Source organism: Streptomyces sp. NPDC090083 (assembly GCF_044747445.1).
GTDB lineage: Bacteria > Actinomycetota > Actinomycetes > Streptomycetales > Streptomycetaceae > Streptomyces.
The window spans coordinates 312,535-333,065 of sequence record NZ_JBIVED010000001.1 but is presented as its reverse complement, the minus strand read 5'-3'; the positions used below and the strand labels follow the sequence as shown (position 1 = coordinate 333,065).

Genomic DNA, 20,531 nt, shown 5'->3' with positions numbered 1-20,531 from the left:
AATGGTTTGGCTAACAAAATTGTTGACAGTTATCGAAATGCGCTTCTACCGTGCTCCCGGGGCGCACCCCGTGCGCCCGACGGGAGGCGACGATGCCTGCGGCAGTCCGCGCACCGCACTTCGTGAGGTCCTTCGAGCGCGGCCTCGCCGTCATCCGCTCCTTCGACGCCGAGCACCCCGCGCGCACCCTCAGCGAGGTGGCCCGCGCCTGCGAACTCACCCGTGCGGCGGCCCGCCGACTGCTGCTGACCCTGGCCGATCTCGGCTACGTCCACTCCGACGGGCGGCTCTTCCGGCTCACCCCGCGCGTCCTGGAACTCGGCCACGCCTATCTCGCCGGCTCCACGCTGCCGCGGACCGCGGCCCCGCACCTGGAGCAACTCGTCGCCCGGACCGGGGAGTCGGCGTCCCTGTGCGTCCTCGACGGCGACGACGCCGTCCACGTCGCCTGTCTTCCCGCCCGCCGCGTCCTGGCCGTCACGATCACCGTGGGCACGCGGCAGCCCGCCCGCGCCACCGCGGCGGGCCGGGTGCTCCTCGCCCATCTGCCCGCCGGGGAACTCGACGCCGGGCGCCCAACCGGCTTGCTGCGCAGGGAACTCGACCGGATCCGGCGCGAGGGGCACGCGCTGGTGGACCCGGAGCTGGAGGAGGGCCTTCGCGCGGTCGCCGCCCCGGTGCGGGACCGGGACGGCGCGGTGGTGGCCGGCGTGAGCATCGGGATGCCCGCGGGCCGGTGCTCCGTCGACGCCGTACGGCGCGACCTGCTGCCTCAACTCCTCGCCGCGGTCGCCCTGATCGAGAGCGACCTGAGCATCACAGATCCAGCACGAGCCGCTTCCCCCGGCAGCGCGAGACACAGATGAGCATCGTCTCCCCGGCCGCCCGCTCCTCCTCGCTCAGCACCGAGTCCCGGTGGTCCGGCACGCCGTCCAGGACATCGGTCTCGCAGGTCCCGCAGGTGCCCTCGGCGCAGGAGAACAGCACCTCGACACCGGCGGCGCGCACGGTGTCCAGCACGGAGACGCCGACCGGGACGGTGAGCGTCCTGCCGCTCTGCTCCAGCACCACCTCGAACTCGCCGTCGGCGCCCACCACGTGGACCTTCGGCCGGAACCGCTCCACGCGCAGGACGTCGCCGGGACACCGTGCCTCGACCGCGTCGAGCAGCGGCCCGGGACCGCAGCAGTAGACGAGGGTGCCCTCCGGGACGTCGTCGAGGACGGAGGGCAGGTCGAGCAGCCCCGCCTCGTCCTGCGGAACGACGGTGACCCGGTCGCCGTAGCGCCCCAACTCCTCGGTGAACGCGAGGGAATCGCGGGTGCGACCGCCGTAGAGCAGGCTCCACTCGGCGCCCGCCGCCTCGGCGGCGGCCAGCATCGGGAGCAGCGGGGTGATGCCGATGCCGCCCGCGACGAAGCGGTAGCGAGGGGCGGGCTCCAGGCGGAAGTGATTGCGCGGGCCGCGCACCCGCACCTTGTCGCCCTGCTCCAACTGCCCGTGCACATAAGCGGATCCGCCACGCCCCTCCGGCTCCCGCAGCACCGCGATCCGCCACGCCGTACGGTCCGCCGGGTCGCCGCACAGCGAGTACTGGCGCTCCAGACCCGGGCCGAGCAGGACGTCGATGTGGGCCCCCGGTTCCCAGGGCGGGAGTCGCTCGCCGAGCGGATGGCGCAGGGTGAGGGCGAGGACCCCGTCGGCGGCGAACTCCTTCGTCCCCACGACGAGTTCGGCTTCGAAGTCGTTCATGCGCCGGCTCCCCGCGGTGCGTCGACCGTGTGGCCGCGGGGGTGGGCGAGCATCCACTCCCACATCTCGATCGGGTCCTGGGAGGTGTGCTCGCGGCCGCAGTGGCAGGTGCCGTGCAGGACGTCGGTGCCCGGCAGCCAGTCGATGCGGTAGACCTCGCCGGTCGGAGCGGTCACTGGACCCTCTCCACGGGCTTGGCGCCCTCCTCGGCCAGCCGGGCCAGGATACGGCGGGCGGCGAGACCGCCGGTGTCGATGTTGATGCTCAGCTCCTGGTAGCCGGAGCGTTCCGAACCCAGCGTCCTCTGCAGGAGGTTGAGGGCGTCGACGTCCTGCATGACGACGGTGTGGTTGTTGCTCCGCAGGAACTCGGTGACCTCGGCGTCGGCCGTGGCCCAGTCGCGGGAGACCGCCCAGAAGTCGTAGACCCTGCCGTCCGACGAGGGGGTGATGGCGTAGGTGATCTCGGTGTGGAAGCCGTTCGGGTCGCTGCCGTCCTGCTCGGGGAGCACACCGACCGGGGCGATGCGGCTGTGCAGCAGATACAGGCAGGGCGCGTGGTACTCGATGTCCTGCCAGCGGGTGATCCGCCCCTGTATTCCGGTGGACCTGGCGTAGAACGGCGGGCACTCGGCGTCGTCCATGTGCCGGCTCACCCGCACGACGCCCGCGCCCTCGTCGACCTCCGTGGTGATCGGAGTCTCGGCGACCTCGGGGGAGCCGATGTAACCGCCGTGCAGATACGTCTCGTGGGACAGGTCGAGGAGGTTGTCGACGAGGAGGCCGTAGTCGGCGTCGATCGGCTCCATGCCGCTGACGGTGACCCAGTCGGGGGAGGCGAGATGCGGGGCGCGGGGGATGATCCCCGGGTCCGCGAGCGCCGGGTCGCCGATCCACACCCAGATCAGCGCGTCCTGCTCGGCCACCGGGTAGGAGGCGACACGGGCGGTGCGGGGGACGCGTTTCTGGCCCGGCACGTACACGCAGGTGCCCGTCGTGTCGTAGGTGAATCCGTGGTAGCCGCACACGACCCGGTCCCCGTCGAGACGGCTCTCGGAGAGCGGGAACCGGCGGTGCACGCACCGGTCGTGGAGCGCCACGGGCGTGCCGTCGTCCTCGGTGCGGTAGAAGACCAGGGGCTCACCGAGGATCGTCCGGCCGAGCAGGTCGCGGCCGACCTCGTGGCTGTAGGCGGCGACGTACCACTGGTTCCTGGCGAAGGCGGTGATGTGCGGCATGGGTGATCCCGTCCCTGTCGGCGGGGCTCCGTCGCCCCGCGTGCCGTGGTTGGAATCAGGGTCGTGACGGGGGCGGGGGCGCGACAAGGCGGCTTCTGCCAGACGGAAGGGTTTCGGGGGCGGGGGAGAGGAGGGCGGACACGTGCGGTGCGCGCCTTCGGGCCCGCCCTCGTCCGATCCGCCGCCGGCTCCGCCCCCGGGCTGCCGTACCTTCTTCTGGACCGACCGCACACCTGGCCCGGGAGCAGCAGCATGAGCGCGAGGACGACGACGGGGAGGACCGGGGCGTCCGGCTCGGCGTGGGCGCCGTTGGCCCGGCCGGTGTTCCGGGCGCTGTGGATCGCCCAGTTCGTGTCGAACATCGGCACCTGGATGCAGACCGTCGGCGCGCAGTGGCTGCTGCTCGGGCACGGGGCGACCATGGTGACGCTGGTGCAGACGGCGTCGAGTCTGCCGATCGTGCTGCTGGCACTGCCGTCGGGTGTGCTCGCGGACCGGTTCGACCGGCGCGGGCTGCTGCTCGTCGCGCAGGTCGCGATGTTCGCCGTGTCGGCGGTGCTGACGGCGCTGGCCTTCGCCGACGCGCTGTCCGCCGTACCCCTGCTGGTCCTCACGTTCCTGCTCGGCTGCGGGACCGCGCTGATGGGCCCGTCGTGGCAGGCCATCCAGCCGGAGCTGGTGGAGCGGGAGCAGTTGGGGCAGGCGTCGGCGCTGGGCGCGGTCAACATGAACCTCGCGCGGGCGGTCGGTCCCGCGCTCGGCGGTGTCGTGGTCGCGGCGGCGGGCGCGGGCTGGGTGTTCGGCTTCAACGCGCTCTCGTTCCTCGGGATCGCCGCCGTGCTGCTGCTGTGGCATCGCCCGGAGTCCACCGTTCCCGCCGCCCAGCGGGAACGCCTCCTGACCGCGCTGTACGCGGGCCGCCGCTATGTGTGGAACGCTCCGGGCGTCCGCCGGGTCCTGCTCCGCACCGCCCTGTTCATCCCCGGCGCGGCGGCCCTGTGGTCGCTGCTCCCGCTGATCGCCGCCGACTCGCTCGGGATGGGCTCGGGCGGTTACGGCCTGCTGCTCGGCGCGGTCGGGGCCGGCGCCGTGGGAGGCGCGTTCGCACTGCCGTGGCTGCGCCGGCACCTGGGGATCAACGGCATCCTGGCCGCCGGTGCCGTCCTGTTCGCCCTCGTCCTGTCGGTCCTCGCGACCGTGCACACCACCTGGGTCGCCGTCCTCGTGCTGCTGCCCGCCGGGGTGGCCTGGATCGGCGTGCTGTCCACCCTCAACGCGGCGATGCAGACCCGGCTCCCCGGCTGGGTCCGGGCCCGCGGTCTCGCCGTCTACCTGCTCGTCTTCCAGGGCGGCCAGGCCGTCGCCGCCCCTGTGTGGGGCGCCCTGGTCCAGTGGCTGGGCCTGACCACCGCCCTCCTCGTCGGCGCCGTGGTCATGCTGCTCGGCGCGCTCACCCTCCTCCGCTGGAAGCTCTACGGCATGGAGGGCATCGACCCCTCCCTCTCCGACCACTGGCCGACCCCGCCGCTGGTCTTCGAGCCCGGCCCCGCCGACGGACCGGTGCTCGTCTCCGTCGTCTACCGCGTGGGACCGGACGACCGCGCCGCGTTCATCGACGCCATGGACCGTGTCGCCCTGTCCCGTCGCCGTACCGGCGCCCTGACCTGGGGCCTCTTCGAGGACGGCAACGAACCCGGCCGGTTCGTCGAGAACTACCTCGTCGGCTCCTGGGCCGAGCACCTGGCCCAGCACCACAACCGGCTCACCACCACCGACCGGGACTTCGAGGAGCGCGCCCGCGCGCTCCTCCTGCCCGGCACCGGACCCGAGGTGACCCACGCCTTCGACGCCACCGCGGGACCGGTGGTCACCGGGACGCGGACGCCCTCCTCCTGACGAACTCGGGGCGGGCAACGGCCCCCGGAATCAGGCCTGTTGCCGACCCCGGCGCTCAGCCCGCGGCGGCGGTGAGCGCCTCCAGCGCACTGGCCTGGGTCCGCCAGTCGGTCTGGTTCGGGCCGGTGCCCGCCCAGCGCTCGCCGAGGGCGTTGAGCGTGGACCGGTCCGCCGCCCACAGGGTGTCGGCCTGCTTCTGGAGGTAGGCCCGGTAGGTGCCGGAACCGGTCGCCTGCGCGAGATCGGCGAGGTTCCGTACGAAGATGCCCTTGAACTGCTTCTGGTTGTCGTCGCAGGACGCCGAACCGACGTCGCAGGACTCGGTGAGCACTCCGCCGGACGTCAGCGCGGGACTGCTGACCGCCGCGTCCGCCAGCGTCCGCGCCGTCGTCAGCAGCGAACCGTCCCCCGTCGACCTCCACAGTTGCGTGAAGGCGCCGATGGCCAGGCCCTGGTTGTAACTCCACACGGTGGAACCGTTGTTGGCGCACGACGAGGACAGTCCGTCGTTCACCAGACCCGAGGAGTTGATCATCCCGCTGGCCTTGTACCAGGCGGCCGACGTCCGCGCCCGCTGCAACCACACGGTGTCGCCCGCGATCCGCTGGTGCAGCGCGGTGGTCAGCCACAGGTACTGCCCGTTCGTCACCGCGTTCTTGTAGGTCCGCTCCCGGTCCCACCACACACCGCCGCCGCAGGTGCCGGTGTCCCAGTACTGCTGGATGTAGTCGGCGATGGTGACCGCCTCGTCGAGGTACCGCGCGTCGTGCGTGTAGTCGTAGGCGTCGATCCACGCGATGGCCCACCACCCCGAGTCGTCGATCGCCCGGCTGATGAAGTCGCCCTCGATCGCGTCCGAACTGCGCGTCCCGGCCGGGAACACACCCTTGTTCCGGTCGAAGGTGCGGGCGATGATCCAGTCGTAGTCGTGCGTCCCGGTCGTCCTCGCGAAGTCGATCACGGCGGTGAGGGTCGCCGCCGAGTTCCACCAACTGCTGGGCCACCAGCCGTTGTAGGGGTCGTACGACGTCATCAGCGCGTCCGCCGCCGCGCGCGCCCGGGTCGGCACGGGCCGGTACCAGGCGGTGCAGCTGCCCTCGTTGTGGCTCGCCTCCCGGCCGCAGGCCCGGACCGCTCCACCGAAGAGGAGGCCGCGTGGATCGCGGGTGGCGTACATCGCGGTACGGGTCGTGGTCGCCCCGGACGGGGTGCTCGTACGGCCGAGGGAGGAGCCGTCCGGCCAGCTCGAACCGCCGTCCCAGGACCGGTCGAGCCAGATCTCGTCACCGGCGCCACCGGTGTCGATGCTTCCCCAGGCCATGGAGTTCTTCTGGTCCACGTGGAGCCGAATCGTCCGGCCGTACAAGGTGGTCGAGGGGATCGGCTGGTCGTCGCCCGCCGCCTGGGCCGGGCTCGTGCCGTCGCAGACGGTGTCGCAGACCGTGGGGCGGACCCAGTCCGTGCAGCCGACGCCGGCCGCGTCGCCGCAGGCCCGGACCAGGCCGCGCCGGTGGTCGCGCGGGTCGGTGATGTTGTACATCAGCGTCCTGGTACCGGTCCATGTGCTCGGGATGCTCGCCTTGCCGAGCAGGCCGTCCCAGGTGGCGCCGCCGTCCCAGGACCGGTCGAGCCAGACCGCGTCGCCGGTCGTGCCGCCGTCGATGCTCGCCCACGCCATGTCGTCCGCGTCGGACACATGGAGCCGGACGATCCGGCCGTTGAGATTCCTGTCCGGTACTGGAAACGTTTCCTGCCGTGCCTGCGACGGGTCCAGCGTGTCGCAGGACAGGACGCACACCTGGGCGGCGGCGGACGCGGGCGACGCGAGGGGGACGAGTGCCACGACCGCGAGGACGGCCGTCAGGAGAAAGCTGAGGAACCGTGGTCCGACAACGATGTCGAAGCTGCGTGGGGGCACCGGGACTCGCCTCGATTTCACGATGGGGGGACGCGGGCCGGCGGGTGCGGCCGGGGCTTTCGGCTCGTGGTGGGGTGAGCCGGGCGTGAATGGATTCAGCACGGGATCAATGGTCCGAACCTGCACCCGTCTCCGAGGCAGTGAACTCGCTTGGCGCGACCCTGTCAATGCGGCAAGAACGGGTTGTTGCGCGGGAGTTGGGCGGAAGACGATGGTCGACATGACGGGTTGACACCCGCTTTTCGGGCGCCCATCATCGGTGCGAACTTCGGCGAGTCATCTCGCACCCCCGTTGCCGCTCCCGCCTCAGGCCCTCGCGGCCGGTCGGATTGAATCGATTCACCATCCGGCGGGGGGAGTTGAGCAGCGGGTTCCCCACCGATCCGGGAGGTACTGATGCGTCGTCGCCGACCACCGCCGGGCCGAAGGCCCCGACCAAGACGCGCGGTCGGGCTCACCGCGGTGGTGGCCGCCGCGCTGGCGCTGACGCCCGCACTGTCCGCGGGAGCGGCGGCCGCGCCCCCGACGCTCGCGACCACGGCACCGGCAACACCCGCTCCCCGAGCGGTACGTGACGTGCCGAACTACTCGCCGACCTCCCGCACCCTCAAGCCGACCGCCGTCCACCGCACGTCCGGCAGCGTCGCCAACCCGACGAACGTGCTCGACGGCCGGGCGACCCGGGTCTCCGGCTCGCAGTCGGCCGTCACGCTCGACTTCGGGAAGGAGGTCGGCGGGTTGGTGACGTTGTCCTTCGGGGGCGTCCTCACGCCCTGAGCGGCCCGGTGCGTCCGGCGGCCTCCACTCCCCGCGTGACCGGAGGCCGCCGGATCACTCCGGATGCGCGACCGCGTCCTTCTGCAGCTGCACGGCGGCCAGCAGACTCAGCCGCGGCTCCGCCTTGCGCAGCGCCCGCACCGCCTCGACCGAGGCGGGGTCGCCGGCGAAGCCGACGGAGTCCAGCCGGGACCGTACCCAACGCGCGTGCAGCCGGCCCTCGTCGGCGGCGGCCGTGGACTCGACGAGCGCGACGGCGCGTTCCAGGCCGGGGCGCTCCTCGGGAGACGCCCCGGCGAGTGCCTCGCGCAGAGCCGCCGCCACCACGTCCGAGTCCCGGACGGTCAGTACGAAGGTGTTCTTCTTGCTCAGTCCCGTGATTCCTGTCATGGGGCCCAGCCTGTCCCTCGTGTCCCGGGTGTGCAAAGCGACTTGAGGAGGCTCAGAGGGAAGAGCGCGGGGAACGGAGCGCAGGGAAGAGCGCTACGCGTCCTCGTCCGCCGCCGTCAGGGCGAAGGCCAGCAACGCGGTCGTGGTGAAGTCCAGCGAGGGCTCCACCGTCTGCCAGGCGCCGACGTCGTCCACGTACCGCGACCCCTTGCCGTCGAAGTCGGTCCAGGCTCCCGACGGCGGGGCGGCGGTGCACTTCCTCATGGTGGGGAACCTGTTCAACTCGGCGAGTTGGTCTGCCGCGTTGGGGCCGTTGACCACCGCGCCGCGCAGGATCGCGCCCTTCCCGTCGAGGCTGCCCCGGAGGTTGGCGACCTGGTGTTCCGGGCAGTGCGGGTAGACCTCACCGGCGCCGATCATGAAGCTGGTGCCCCACGGGTTGGCGCCGAGCGCCCAGCCGCGCTGCCGCCCGGCGAAGGCGTCGTAACGCGTGTCCCCGGTGGCCCTGGCGTAGAGGCGGGCGGTGGCCACCAGCCCGAACGTGTGCGGTACGGCGTCGAAGTCGTCGTAGACCGCGCCGGCACCGAACGGGTCGTGCGCGCCGCGGCCGACCCCTTCCTCCAACTGGCGGCGCAGGTCCCTGTCGAGGTCCGCGGCACCGATTCCGTTGCGGTGCGCGCCGTCCAGGGCGGTGCTCAGGTCGGCGTGGGCCAGGGCGCTGACGTCCGCGACGTCGAGGGTGCCCTTCACGTCGGAGTCCAGGTAGGCCTTGGCCCAGTGGGCCGCCTCGCCGGTCCAGGCGGTCTCCCGGTCGTCGCCCAATGCCCGTGCAGCCAGGGCCAGTTCGGCTCCGGCGAACTCCATGTCGTCCTGCCAGGAGTCCTCTGGGTAGAAGGCGCTGGGGAAGGCGGTGACGAGCGGCTCGTCGGGGTCGTGGCCGGTGTCCGCGAGGTCGTGGACGGCGGCGGCCTTGTCCAGCCACTCCCGCGCCAGGTCCGGGTCGGAGTCGGCGGTGCGCTGCGCGGCGAGGGCGAACACCGCGGCCACCCGTCCCGCGAGGCTCGGTGTGATCGGCCCGCCCGGTGTGTTGGCGCGGAACACCGGCCGGTGCTTGACCGGGTAGTCCGGGTCGCCGGGCGCCACATCGAGCCGGTCGTCGGCCTCCGGCAGCCGCCACACGTCGTGATCGGTGCGCACGGCGTCGTTGCCCGCGCCGATGCCGACCTGTGCGTAGAGCGTCCCGCTGTCGCCGTCCCACATCCTGTCCAGCCACTCCAGCCCGTGCTCCGCCTCGGCGGACAGCGCGTCCATGTCGGGCAAGTCCCGCTCGGCGAGCAGGAGTTCGGCTGTCGAGTAGGAGGTGGTGCCGGTGAACTTGAGGAAGTCGCCCGCGTCGAACCAGCCGCCCGAGACGTCGGTCGTGACACCCGTCGGGGTCAGCCGCTCGTCGAGGAGTTCCTCGCCCGCCTCGTCGTAGTGCGGGTCGCTGTAGACGGTCGCGTCCTCGTCGGCCAGATGGGACGGGCCGTGGGACAGCCCGCCGGGCACCACGTCGGCGCCGTCGCGCTGGGCCTGGAGGAAGCGGACGTTGTCCCGGACGAGCGGGGTCATCAGCTCGCTCGCGTCGGCGATCCGGAAGGCGGGGGAGCGGCCGGACGCGCTGCCGGACAGGACGATGCGGTAGGTGCCGGGCCGGTCCAGCACGGTGAGGTCGACGGTCCGCACCGACGGGAACCTCGCGTTCCAACGGCCGGTGACGGCACCGAGCCGGCCTGCCGTGACCACCTCGTCCCGCGCGTCCACGACCTTGAAGCGCGCTCCCGCGAGCGCCTTCGTGGGCCCCATCACGTACGCCCGCTTCGCCTCGCCGCGCACATAGCCGACCTGGTCGACGCGGACGGCCACCGTCGGGGCGGACGGGGTGACGGCCTCGCCGTAGACGTTGAGGCCGACGAGTACGGCGCCGACGGTCACGGCGGTGGTGGTGACCAGCAGGACTGGGCTGCGCAGTGCGTTCATGCGTCCACGGTGCCGGGACCTTCATGAGATGACGATGAGGACCCCGGATGCGCGTCCGCGGGGAGGCGGAGTTCGGCGAGGAGACCGCCGCCGGGGGCGTCCGTGAGACGGGCGGTGCCGTGGTGCAGACCGGCGACCCAGCGGACGATGGCGAGGCCCGCGCCCGTGCCGGGCCCGGACCCGGTGACCCCGCGCGCGAACACGCGCTCCCGGTCCGCGGGCGGCACGCCCTCCCCGTGGTCGCGGACCGTGACAAGGCCCGGCGTGACGGCGACCTCCACCGGCGAACCGGCCGGCCCGCCGTGCCGCTGCGCGTTCTCCACCAGGTTGCGCACGGCCTGCGCCAGCAGATCCGGGTCCCCGCGCACCACCACCGGCTCGGCCGTCACCGTCACGCTGTCGTGGTCCGGCAGCTCCTCGACCGTGGTCTCCACCAACTGGTCGAGCCGCAACGGCACCAGCTCCACCCGCTGCGCCCCCGACTCCAGCCGCGCCCGCGCGAGCAGCCCGGTGACCAGCCGGCTCAGCCGGTCCACGAGCCGCAGCGCCTCCTCGGACGACCCCGTCCGCTCCACCACCAGCCGCAGCGTCGCCAGCGGGGTCCGCAGCTCGTGCGCGGCCTCGGCCAGGAACTGCTCCTGCCGGCCGAGCCCGAGCAGCGCGGGCCGCATGGCCCGACCGGACAGCAGATGCCCTACGGCCGCCGCGCAGCACACCAGCGCCGTGCAGCCGAGGGCGAGCCAGCGCACCAGGAGGTCGTGGTCGTGCTCGCTGCGCGCCAGCTCCGTGCCGACCAGGACGGCCGCCCCGATCCGGTCGTCGTCCCAGACCGGCGCCGCCGCCCACCGCAGCCGCCCGCCCCTGGCGGCGGAGGCGCTGACCTGCACCGTCTCCTGTTCGTCCAGGACGCGGTGCCAGATCTCGTCCAGCCGGTCCGCGCCGGGCAGCGACGACCGCCCCGGTACGACGTTCCGCGCGGTCGGCGACTTCCCGGGTGCCGCCTGCAGCACCGCCAGCACCTGGGCGCCCTGGGCGAGTTCGTCCTCGCGCAGCGGCTCAAGATGCAGGACGCCCGCGTCGAACCAGACAGCCCGCGACAGCCCCGCCGCACGGCTGCCGACCTCGTGGTCGAGGCCGGAGCGGCGGGACGCGGAGTCGATACGGATCGCGACGACGGCGAGGACGACGAGGCAGGCCGCGGTCGTCGCCGCGAACAGCAGCGTCATCAGCCGGCGGGTGCGGCGCAGCCGGGCCACGGCGGGCGACGTGCCGGGGCGGTTCACGCCTCGCCGCCCAGGCGGTAGCCGACCCCGCGCACCGTCGCGATCGGGTCGGGGGGCCCGAGCCGTCTGCGCAACTGCCCGATCAGCACGTCCACCACGTTGGACATCGGTTCGCTCGCCTCGTCCCAGCAGCTCTCGATCAGCGCGCTGCGGGTGACCACCTCGCCCGCGCGGAGCATGAGCAGTTCGAGCACCGCGAACTCCTTCGCGGAGAGGCTGAGCAGGACCCCGGCCCGGGTCACCCGGCGTCGTGGCAGGTCGAGTTCCAGGTCGCCGGCGCGCACGACGGACGGGCGCGCGGGCTGCTCCCTGCGGCACAACGCCCGGACGCGGACGACCAGTTCGGCGAAGGCGAACGGTTTGACCAGGTAGTCGTCCGCGCCGTGCTCGAAGCCGGCCACCCGGTCGCCGACCGTGTCCAGCGCCGTCAGCAGCAGGAACGGCAGCACCGACCCCGCGCGCCGGTGCGCGGCGAGCAGCGTGAGGGAGTCGCCGTCCGGGACCGAGCGGTCGGCCACGACACAGTCGTAGCGGTTGACGGAGAGTTTGAGGTCCGCCTCGGCCAGCGTGCGCGCGAGGTCCACCGCGAACCCCGCGTCACGCAGTCGGGCGGCGACGACGGGACCCAGTTCGGGGTCGTCCTCCAGGACCATGACGCGCATGGCCCGGAGCTTAGGCGACGGCGGGCCGCGCGCCCGGAGGCGCTGCGCCGGGTGCGCGGCCCGCCGCCCCGCGTGATCAGCTGCCGGGCACGGTGTCCTCGAACGTGGTGCCCGCGCCGCGGTACGCCGTCACCTTCGCGGCGACCTGCGCCGGGGTGAGGACCTGGTCCTTGACGTGCAGGACGTAGTCGACCTGCTCGTCGTAGGCCCGTGGGGTGGAACTGGTCAGGCCGCCGAAGTCGATCAGCCACTGGTTGAAGTTGATCGACATCGGCCGCTCCGGGAGGTACGCGGCGTCGTGGGTGCCGAAGAGCCGGCCGTCGATGTAGTACTTGATGCTGTTGTCGTCGATGGTCAGCACCAGGTCGTGCCAGCCGTTGTAGCTCTGCCGGCCCTCGGTGTGCTGGTTGACGGCCACCCACGGGTCGGCCTGGTAGGTCTCCCAGGACGTCGTGTAGAGGATGTTCGAGCTCTCGCCCCAGCCGCCGTTGGGGAGGTACTCGAAGTCGTACTCGGAGTAGTCGTCCGCCATCGGTGCGGTGAGGTCGTTGATGGTGAAGAACGTCTGGACGAGGTGGTCGCCGTCCGGGCCCGACGTGGGAGCGTCGTTGAACCTGACCCGGGCCGCGTAGGTGCCGTTCTTGAACTTCCGCGCCGCGGTGACGACTTCGGTCTGCTTGGTGCTCTCGCCGGTGCCGGAGGTCGACGTCTCCAGGTTCATCACGGAGCTGCCGCCGGTACTGGCGAAGGTGACGTTCTCGGGCGCCCAGGTGGCGCCGGAGACACCGGGGCCGCCGGAGCTGGAGCGCACGCTCCAGCCGTGCGCGGAGATCTTGGGGTCGCTGTGGCCGCTGTAGTTGAAGTCGTCGAACAGCGTGGCGCCGGTGGCCGGGGGGTCGGTCGGCGGGTCGGTGGGCGGGTTCGTCGGGTCGTTGCCCGCGGGCGCCTGGCCCCACAGGGTGGTGCCCGCCAGCTGCGCGGTGACCTTCGACCAGTCGGCGTACGACGTCTGCGAGGCGCCGAAGGAGTAGTCGTCGCTCTGGGTCAGCGTCTGCCACGTCGACTGGTAGAAGCGCAGCTGCAGGTCACCGGTGTCGGTGCCGGGCGCGAGGGTGCCGGCGCCGGAGGTGAAGCCGATCTCCAGGTAACGGTCCGCTGTGGCCGTCGGGTTGGCGAGCGTGCCGAAGGTGCCGGTGACGTTGGCGCAGCCCTTGACGGCCCAGGAACACGCGAAGCGGTAACTCGCGCCCGCCGAGTCCGCCTTGAAGTAGTAGCGCAGCCTGACGTTCGCCAACTGCACTGTGGTGGAGCCGGTGTTGCGCACCTTGAACCAGGGCTCGGACTGGTCGGCGGTGGCTCCGGTGGCGCTCGTGCGGTACTGCACGCTCAGACCGTCGCCCGCCGCGCTCGCGGTGGACGGCATGGCGGTGAGCGCGGCGGCGCCCAGGGCCACCGCGACGGCGGCGGACGCGGCGGCGCGCACTCTGTTCTTCGCGTATCTCATGGTGGGGCCTCTCCAGAAAGGTGGGGTGATTCCGGAACGGACATATGAGGGGCGGTACGTGGGCGCGGGACGGGCCGGGGCCGGAGAAGGGACGGGCGGGGTCGCGGGCGGCGGGGGACGGCTCAGGGGTGGTACGTGACGCCCAGCGCGTCGAGCCGGGCGGTGTGCGCGTCCAGCCGGCTGCGGAAGTCCGCCCAGTCGGTCGCCCCGCTCCAGGCCCGGTCCGCCAGCGCGCACAGCCGGGGATACGTGAGGTACTCGATCTGCTCGGGCGTCCTCACAAACTCGGTCCACAGCTGCGCCTGGGTGCCCGACACCCGCTCGGCGGCGCTTCGTTCGGCGCCCTCGGGCACCGGATCGTGGTCGTGCACGGCGCGCAGATCGACGACGTCGCCGGGCTGGGCCGGAGGCTCGCCCGGGTCCTGGGACTGGGCGTAGTCGAGATAGGTCGCCCGGTGGTACGCGCTCACCACGGGGTGGCCGCGACGGGCCGCCGTCAGGGTGTGGGCCGCGTCCCGCCAGGTCATCACCGTGAAGTCCAGGGGGAGTTCGGCACCCGTCTCGGCCCAGGCGACCGGCCGCCGTCCGTGCCGCACGAGGAAGTCGCCCATCCGCCCGAGGAACCAGCCGTGCAGCGCCGCCGGGCTCGACAGGCCCTGCGCCAGGGCCCGTTCGCGGGCGGCGGCACTGTCCGTCCACTCGGAGGTGGGGCACTCCTCGCCGCCGATGTGGAGGTACGGCGAGGGGAAGACGTCCATGACCTCGTGGAGGACGGTACGGCAGAAGTCGAGGACCTCGTCGTGGACGCCGAGGACGGTGTCGCACACGCCCCAGCGGGTCCAGACGTCGAGGGTGCGGTCGGGGCGGTTGCCCAGTCCGGGATAGGCGGCGAGCGCGGCTCGCACATGTCCGGGCATCTCTATCTCCGGCATGACGGTGACACCGCGAGCCGCCGCGTAACCCACCAGACCGGCGAGTTCGGCGCGGGTGTACGAACCGCCGTGCGGGACACCGTCGTACACGTCGCCGCCCGCGGGCCCGACGAGGGACTCGGCGCGCCGGCCGCCGATCTCGGTGAGCTTCGGGTAGGCGGAGACCGGCATGCGCCAGCCCTGGTCGTCGGTGAGGTGGAGGTGGAACACGCCGATCTTGTGCAGGGCCAGCAGGTCGACGTACCGGCGCAGATACGCGACGGGCTGGAAGTGCCGGGCCACGTCCAGCATCGCGCCGCGCCACGGGTGCCGGGGCAGGTCGGTGATCTCGACGCACGGCAGCTCCCACCGGAAGCCGGGCCGCGGCGACGCCGACAGGGCCTGCGGGGGCAGGAGCTGACGGATCGTCTGGATGCCGCGCAGCAGGCCGGTGAGGTGTGCGGCACGCAGGAGGACGGCGTGCGGGGCGACGGTGAGGCCGTAGCCCTCCTCGCCGAGACCGGCCAGGCTGGGGTCGAGGGTGAGGGTGAACTGTCCGTCGGGGGAGGATGGCAGGGGCAGTCCGGTGGCCGGGGCGAGCAGGGTGCGCAGCAGGTCGGCGGCCGGTTCGGCGCCCGCGCCGATGTGCAGGGCGGTGCCGGCGTCGAGCGTGAACAGGCCCGGCCGGACGGTGGACTTGGTGGGCCGGGGGACGAGAGCGAGCGCGGAACGCTGTGCGGGCATGGATCGTCTCCGGGACGGGGGCGTACGGGAACTGACCACCTGACCAGTGAAGCCCACTGGACAGCTCACCTCTCGATGTGGGGTCGAAGGTGGCATAGACCAATACGGGCGTCAACCCCTGCTGCGGTAAGGGGACTTGGCGTGCACGGCCGTACGGATCGGATGGATCACCGGCCGGTGGTGGTTACACTGCCCAGATCGACAGGGCAACTGCGGGCAGCAGTTGGTCAACTGGTCAAGTGGAAACCCGGGGGCTCCGCGCATGAGGAGTACGACATGAAGGCCGACGCGCCAGGGGCGGTGCTCAAGCGGGAGCGGGTCCGGGACTTCATCCTCGACCTCGTCGAGTCGCACCACCCGGGGGACGCGATCCCCTCGGAGCGCGCCCTCTGTGCCCAACTCGGCGTGTCCCGGCCGACGTTGAGGGCGGCGGTGGACGAACTCGTCGCCTCCGGGCTGCTGGTGCGGGAGCACGGGCGCGGCATGTTCGTGGCCCCCGAGAAGATCACCCAGGAACTCGTCGCCGGCGAACGGTCCATGACGGCGCCTCAGGCCTCCGGGGCCTGGTCGAGCCGGCTGCTGGAGTTCACCACCATCCCGGCCGGCGCCCGCGTGGGACGCAGGCTGCGGCTCTCGCCCGCGGCCGAGATCGTGTACGTGGCGCGGCTGCGGCTGGTCGACGGCGCGCCGATGGCCATCGAGCACCTGCACATCAGGGCGGACCTCGTACCCACCCTGTCCGCACGCGAGCTGGAGGCCGGCGACCTGTACGAACACCTGCGGGAACACCACGGAGTGCACGTCCAGGAAGCGGTCCAGGCGATCGAGCCCACGGTCGTCACCCGCGCCGAGGCCGAACTCCTCGACGTCCCGGAACTCTCCCCGGCCCTCCTCTTCGAACGCCTCACCACGGACACGGCGGACCGGCCGGTCGAGTACGTCCACTCCGTCTACCGGGGCGACCGCTACCGCATCGTCTCCCGCCTCACCCTCGGCCCTGCCCTCACGGCCCCGTCGACACCGCTCGGCCACCACCCGGGCATCCCTCCGGGCGACTTCGCGCACCGGGACACGATCGCCGCCTCGACGCGGGGGGACATCCAGAAGGGAGGCTGACGACACCCCGGCGGATCCGCGGGAACAGGTCCAGGAGGCCTACCGGCAGGTGTGGCGACGGCTCGCGCGCGGGAGGATCGTGCACAGCCCGGTTCCGCCCGACCGACGCCCGCACCGGCCGCCGCACTCCGCGTCCGGCACCCGCGCGCCGACCGCTCTCCACGGAGGACCCCATGTCCGTACGCCGTATCGGCCTCGTCGTCCACCAGGGGCGCGAGACCGCCCGGGACGCGGCGGCCGCCGTGCACGCCTGGAGCGAGGCCCACGGCGTCCGCTGCACCGAGATCGACGTGTGGGCCAAGGACCACCACCGCCGTACCGGACGCGCGGAGGCCGAGGCCGCGGGCAACCCCGACCTCGTCGTCACCCTCGGCGGCGACGGCACCTTCCTGCGCGGCGCCCGCATCGCGGTCAAGAGCGGAGCCGTGGTCCTCGGCGTCGACCTCGGCAAGGTCGGCTTCCTCACCGAGGTCCCGGCCCACGACATCGGCGAGGCCCTCGACGCCGTCCACGAGGAGCGGGCGATCGTGGAGGAGCGCATGACCCTGACCATGCGGGCCTCCCGCCCCCTGGACATCCCCGAGGAGATGGAGGCCCTGCTGCGGTACGGCCGGGGTCCCGCGCTGCCGCCGCCGCGGGTGCGGCCCGAGACCACCGAGGGCGGCGGCTGGGGCTGCGCGCTGGACGTGACCGCGCTCAACGACGTCGTCCTGGAGAAGCTCGCCCGCGACCGGCAGGTCGGGGTCGGCGTCTACCTCGCCGGACGACTGCTCGCGACCTACTCCGCCGACGCGCTCGCCGTCGCGACCCCCACCGGGTCCACGGCGTACAGCTTCGCCGCCGGCGGACCCGTCCTGTCGCCGCACATGGACGCGCTCGTCTTCACCCCGATCGCCCCGCACATGACGTTCGACCGCAGTGTCGTCGCCGCCCCCGACGAGCCCGTCGGCCTGCGCGTCCTGCCCCACTCCGGCCAGGCCGCCGTCAGCGTCGACGGCCAGCTCCGCGGTGTCCTCGACCCCGGCGACTGGATCGGCGTCTTCCGCGCCCCCCAGCGCGTCCGCCTCGTCCGCCTCCGCCCCACCGACTTCTACGGCCGCCTGCGCGACCGGTTCCGTCTCACCGACGCCCCCGCCAACGCCCAGGACGGCCCCTCGGAACCCTTCTTCCGGCCGGACACTCCGGTCCCGCCGGACCTCGCCGGGATGCGCCTGCCGCCGCCCGGCGTGTAGGCCACCCGTCGCCCCCGCACGTACGGGGGAGTTTCACATGGGCGCCACCGGACCCTTCCCTGACGTTTGTTGCACTTGGAACACTCGCACCGCGCGCATTTCGCCATGTTCCGGCCGGCCGCGCGTCAGGATGAGAGGTGCCTCACCCATGTCCGAAGTCAATCGGCGTCGCTTTCTCCAACTCGCCGGTGCCACGACGGCGTTCACCGCGCTGTCGAACAGCATCGAGCGGGCCGCCGCGCTCCCGGCCAACCACCGGTCCGGGAGCATCGAGGACGTCGAGCACATCGTCGTCCTGATGCAGGAGAACCGTTCGTTCGACCACTACTTCGGGTCGCTCAGAGGCGTCCGGGGCTTCGGCGACCCGCGTCCGGTCGTGACCCGGCAGGACGGGAAACCGGTCTGGTACCAGTCGGACGGCACGAAGGACATCCTTCCGTTCCGCCCCGAGGCCGACGACCTGGGCCTGCAGTTCATCCAGGACCTCCCGCACAGCTGGAACGACGGGCACGCCGCGTTCGACGGCGGCAAGTACGACAAGTGGGTGCCGTCCAAGGGCTCCACGACGATGGCGTACCTGACCCGCGAGGACATCCCCTTCCACTACGCCCTCGCCGACTCCTTCACCATCTGCGACGCCTACCACTGCTCGTTCATCGGCTCCACCGACCCGAACCGCTACTACATGTGGACGGGTTACACCGGCAACGACGGTGTCGGCGGCGGCCCCGTCCTCGGCAACGACGAGGCCGGCTACAGCTGGACGACGTACCCCGAGCGCCTGGAGAAGGCCGGGGTCTCCTGGAAGATCTACCAGGACGTCGGCGACGGCCTCGACGCGAGCGGGGGCTGGGGCTGGATCTCGGACGCCTACCGCGGCAACTACGGCGACAACTCGCTCCTGTACTTCAAGCAGTTCCAGAACGCGAAGCCGGGCGACCCGCTCTACGACAAGGCCCGCACCGGCACCGACGCCACCACGGGCGAGGGCTTCTTCGACCGGCTGAAGGCCGACGTCAAGGGCGGCACGCTGCCGAAGATCTCCTGGATCGTCGCCCCCGAGGCGTTCACCGAGCACCCCAACTGGCCCGCGAACTACGGCGCCTGGTACGTCTCCCAGGTCCTGGACGCGCTGACCTCCGACCCGAAGGTCTGGGCGAAGACGGCCCTGTTCCTCACCTACGACGAGAACGACGGCTTCTTCGACCACGTGGTCCCGCCGTTCGCGCCGGGCTCGGCCGCGCAGGGCAAGTCGACCGTCGACGCGGGCCCCGACTTCTTCAAGGGCAGCGCGGGCAACCCGGCCGGCCCCTACGGCCTGGGCCAGCGGGTGCCGATGATCGTCGTCTCGCCCTGGAGCAAGGGCGGTTACGTCTGCTCGGAGACCTTCGACCACACCTCGGTCATCCGGTTCATGGAGGCCCGCTTCGGTGTCCACGAGCCCAACATCTCGCCCTGGCGGCGCGCGATCTGCGGCGACCTGACCACCGCGTTCGACTTCTCCCGGACGGACGTCAGGAAGGTCCCGCTGCCGGACACCGACGGTTACCAGCCGCCGGACAGGAACCGTCACCCGGACTACGTGCCGACCCCGCCCGCCAACCCCGTGCTGCCCCGGCAGGAGCGCGGGCAGCGCCCGGCCCGGCCGCTCAAGTACGCGGCGGCGGTGGACGGTTCGGCCGACCCGGCGACCGGGAAGTTCACGCTCACCTTCACCTCCGGCGCGAAGGCCGGCGCGGGCTTCCTGGTCACCTCCGCCAACCGGACGGACGGGCCCTGGAGTTACACCACCGGGGCCGGCGCGTCCGTCTCCGACGCCTGGAACTCGGCGTACTCGAACGGCTCGTACGACCTGACCGTGCACGGTCCGAACGGCTTCCTGCGCGCCTTCAAGGGCCCCGGCAGGACGGCGGGCCCCGAGGTCACCGCCCGCGGCTGCGGCGACGACATCGAGCTGACCTTCACCAACAAGGGCTCCGGCACAGTGCAGTTGAAGGTCGTGAGCGGCTACGGCGGTCGCGCTGAGACCGTCAAGGTGCGGGCCGGCGCCACCGTACGGCACACCGTCGACCTCGGCGCCAGCAAGCGGTGGTACGACCTGACGGTCACCTCCGACGGCGACGCGACGTTCCAGCGGCGATTCGCCGGACATGTCGAGAACGGCCGCGCGGGGGTCAGCGACCCAGCGTTCGGGACCGTCTGAGGGGCTTGCCGGGAGCCGGTTGTTTTCCGGGGCACTCGCGGTAGTGTGCCCCGGTGACCACGCATTCGAACACACCTGCAGGCTGGTACCCGGATCCGCACGGAGCGCCCCAGACGCTCCGGTACTGGGACGGCGCGAAGTGGACCGACCACACCAACGCGGACCAGCAGGGCAAGGCCGCCCCGCAGCAGCCGCAGGCCGTGCCGCAACAGCAGTCGGGGCCGGACCCGCGGGTCCAGCGACAGGTGCAGCAGCAGGCCGGGGTCGCCGCGGGCGGCCCCGGCGGCGGCAGCCTGTTCAGCGAGCCGGTGCTCGTGGTGAACCAGAAGGCCAAGCTGATCGAGCTGACCAACGAGTACAAGGTCATGGATCAGAACGGCAATCTGATCGGCTCGGTCACCGAGATCGGCCAGAGCACGCTGAAGAAGGCGCTGCGCTTCGTCTCCAGCCTCGACCAGTTCATGACCCACCGGCTGGAGATCCGCGACGCGTACGGGCAGCCGCAGCTGGTGCTGACCCGGCCGGCGAAGATCATGAAGTCCAGGGTGATCGTGTCCCGTCCGGACGGCTCGACCGTGGGCGAGATCGTCCAGCAGAACATGATCGGGAAGATCAACTTCGCGCTGAACGTGGACGGCCGGCAGATCGGCGCGATCAAGGCCGAGAACTGGCGGGCCTGGAACTTCGCCATCGTCGACCACACGGACAACGAGGTCGCCCGGATCACCAAGACCTGGGAAGGCCTCGCCAAGACGATGTTCACCACGGCGGACAACTACGTCCTGCAGATCCACTACCAGCTGCCCGAGCCCCTGTTGAGCCTGGTGGTGGCGACGGCGCTGACCGTCGACACCGCGCTCAAGCAGGACTCGCGCGGTCTCGGCTGA

At 72.1% G+C, this 20,531-nt stretch carries 17 protein-coding genes; 7 read left to right on the top strand and 10 right to left on the bottom strand.

The genetic code is table 11. The features are described 5' to 3' along the window. Nucleotides 1–92 precede the first annotated feature (92 nt). Nucleotides 93–866, top strand: a complete 774-nt coding sequence (locus tag ACIPTO_RS01395) for an IclR family transcriptional regulator C-terminal domain-containing protein (protein ID WP_401188410.1) — start codon at nucleotides 93–95, stop codon at nucleotides 864–866. Here ACIPTO_RS01395 and ACIPTO_RS01390 read toward each other — a convergent pair. From ACIPTO_RS01390 to ACIPTO_RS01380, 3 genes are read right to left on the bottom strand one after another with little or no spacing between them, the layout of a single operon-like run. Further along, the gene (locus ACIPTO_RS01390) at nucleotides 817–1,752 is read right to left on the bottom strand and encodes a PDR/VanB family oxidoreductase (protein ID WP_366311231.1); all 936 of its coding nucleotides are present in this window, start codon (nucleotides 1,750–1,752) and stop codon (nucleotides 817–819) included. The two genes, ACIPTO_RS01395 and ACIPTO_RS01390, sit on opposite strands and share 50 nt — an antisense overlap. After that, entirely contained in the window at nucleotides 1,749–1,928 is a 180-nt protein-coding gene (locus tag ACIPTO_RS01385) for a hypothetical protein (protein ID WP_366311229.1), read from the bottom strand. The genes ACIPTO_RS01390 and ACIPTO_RS01385 overlap by 4 nt, the downstream gene beginning before the upstream one ends. Further along, nucleotides 1,925–2,989 (bottom strand): Rieske 2Fe-2S domain-containing protein, encoded by a 1,065-nt coding sequence (locus tag ACIPTO_RS01380; protein ID WP_401188405.1) that lies wholly within the window; start codon nucleotides 2,987–2,989, stop codon nucleotides 1,925–1,927. Before ACIPTO_RS01380 ends, ACIPTO_RS01385 begins: the two co-directional genes overlap by 4 nt. Nucleotides 2,990–3,241: 252 nt before the next feature. Here ACIPTO_RS01380 and ACIPTO_RS01375 point away from each other — a divergent pair, with 252 nt between their 5' ends. Further along, nucleotides 3,242–4,885, top strand: coding sequence for an MFS transporter (locus ACIPTO_RS01375; protein ID WP_401188403.1), 1,644 nt, complete (start codon nucleotides 3,242–3,244; stop codon nucleotides 4,883–4,885). Nucleotides 4,886–4,940: 55 nt separating this feature from the next. Here the strand turns inward: ACIPTO_RS01375 and ACIPTO_RS01370 are convergent, their stop codons facing one another. Continuing rightward, a complete protein-coding gene (locus ACIPTO_RS01370; protein WP_401189660.1) occupies nucleotides 4,941–6,563 on the bottom strand; it encodes a glycoside hydrolase family 76 protein in 1,623 nt (540 codons plus the stop codon). Between the two features lie 636 nt (nucleotides 6,564–7,199). Here ACIPTO_RS01370 and ACIPTO_RS01365 point away from each other — a divergent pair. Next, nucleotides 7,200–7,580 (top strand): hypothetical protein, encoded by a 381-nt coding sequence (locus ACIPTO_RS01365; protein ID WP_401188400.1) that lies wholly within the window; start codon nucleotides 7,200–7,202, stop codon nucleotides 7,578–7,580. 54 nt (nucleotides 7,581–7,634) lie between these two features. Here the strand turns inward: ACIPTO_RS01365 and ACIPTO_RS01360 are convergent, their stop codons facing one another. The 6 genes from ACIPTO_RS01360 to ACIPTO_RS01335 all read right to left on the bottom strand — a co-directional run bounded on the left by ACIPTO_RS01360 (nucleotide 7,635) and on the right by ACIPTO_RS01335 (nucleotide 15,093). After that, the gene (locus tag ACIPTO_RS01360) at nucleotides 7,635–7,970 is read right to left on the bottom strand and encodes a hypothetical protein (RefSeq protein ID WP_366311183.1); all 336 of its coding nucleotides are present in this window, start codon (nucleotides 7,968–7,970) and stop codon (nucleotides 7,635–7,637) included. 93 nt (nucleotides 7,971–8,063) lie between these two features. Continuing rightward, a complete protein-coding gene (locus ACIPTO_RS01355; protein WP_401188397.1) occupies nucleotides 8,064–9,989 on the bottom strand; it encodes a glycoside hydrolase family 9 protein in 1,926 nt (641 codons plus the stop codon). Then, a complete protein-coding gene (locus ACIPTO_RS01350; protein ID WP_401188395.1) occupies nucleotides 9,986–11,272 on the bottom strand; it encodes a sensor histidine kinase in 1,287 nt (428 codons plus the stop codon). Before ACIPTO_RS01350 ends, ACIPTO_RS01355 begins: the two co-directional genes overlap by 4 nt. Next, nucleotides 11,269–11,934: a winged helix-turn-helix domain-containing protein gene (locus ACIPTO_RS01345; RefSeq protein ID WP_401188392.1), complete on the bottom strand. Its 666-nt coding sequence runs from the start codon at nucleotides 11,932–11,934 to the stop codon at nucleotides 11,269–11,271. The genes ACIPTO_RS01350 and ACIPTO_RS01345 overlap by 4 nt, the downstream gene beginning before the upstream one ends. Before the next feature lie 76 nt (nucleotides 11,935–12,010). Next, nucleotides 12,011–13,438 carry a cellulose binding domain-containing protein gene (locus tag ACIPTO_RS01340; RefSeq protein ID WP_401188390.1) on the bottom strand — a complete coding sequence of 476 codons (1,428 nt, stop codon included), beginning with the start codon at nucleotides 13,436–13,438 and terminating at the stop codon, nucleotides 12,011–12,013. A 122-nt stretch (nucleotides 13,439–13,560) separates the two neighbouring features. After that, on the bottom strand, nucleotides 13,561–15,093 hold the full coding sequence (locus ACIPTO_RS01335; RefSeq protein WP_401188387.1) for a beta-N-acetylhexosaminidase: 1,533 nt from the start codon (nucleotides 15,091–15,093) through the stop codon (nucleotides 13,561–13,563). A 276-nt stretch (nucleotides 15,094–15,369) separates the two neighbouring features. Here ACIPTO_RS01335 and ACIPTO_RS01330 point away from each other — a divergent pair, with 276 nt between their 5' ends. From ACIPTO_RS01330 to ACIPTO_RS01315, 4 genes are all read left to right on the top strand, one after another. Continuing rightward, complete coding sequence (locus ACIPTO_RS01330; RefSeq protein WP_401188384.1) at nucleotides 15,370–16,209, top strand: GntR family transcriptional regulator; 840 nt, start codon at nucleotides 15,370–15,372, stop codon at nucleotides 16,207–16,209. A 173-nt stretch (nucleotides 16,210–16,382) separates the two neighbouring features. Next, nucleotides 16,383–17,441 (top strand): NAD(+)/NADH kinase, encoded by a 1,059-nt coding sequence (locus tag ACIPTO_RS01325; protein WP_366311169.1) that lies wholly within the window; start codon nucleotides 16,383–16,385, stop codon nucleotides 17,439–17,441. 148 nt (nucleotides 17,442–17,589) lie between these two features. After that, a complete protein-coding gene (locus tag ACIPTO_RS01320) occupies nucleotides 17,590–19,644 on the top strand; it encodes a phosphocholine-specific phospholipase C (protein WP_401188381.1) in 2,055 nt (684 codons plus the stop codon). Nucleotides 19,645–19,697: 53 nt separating this feature from the next. Next, a complete protein-coding gene (locus tag ACIPTO_RS01315; RefSeq protein WP_366311165.1) occupies nucleotides 19,698–20,531 on the top strand; it encodes a phospholipid scramblase-related protein in 834 nt (277 codons plus the stop codon).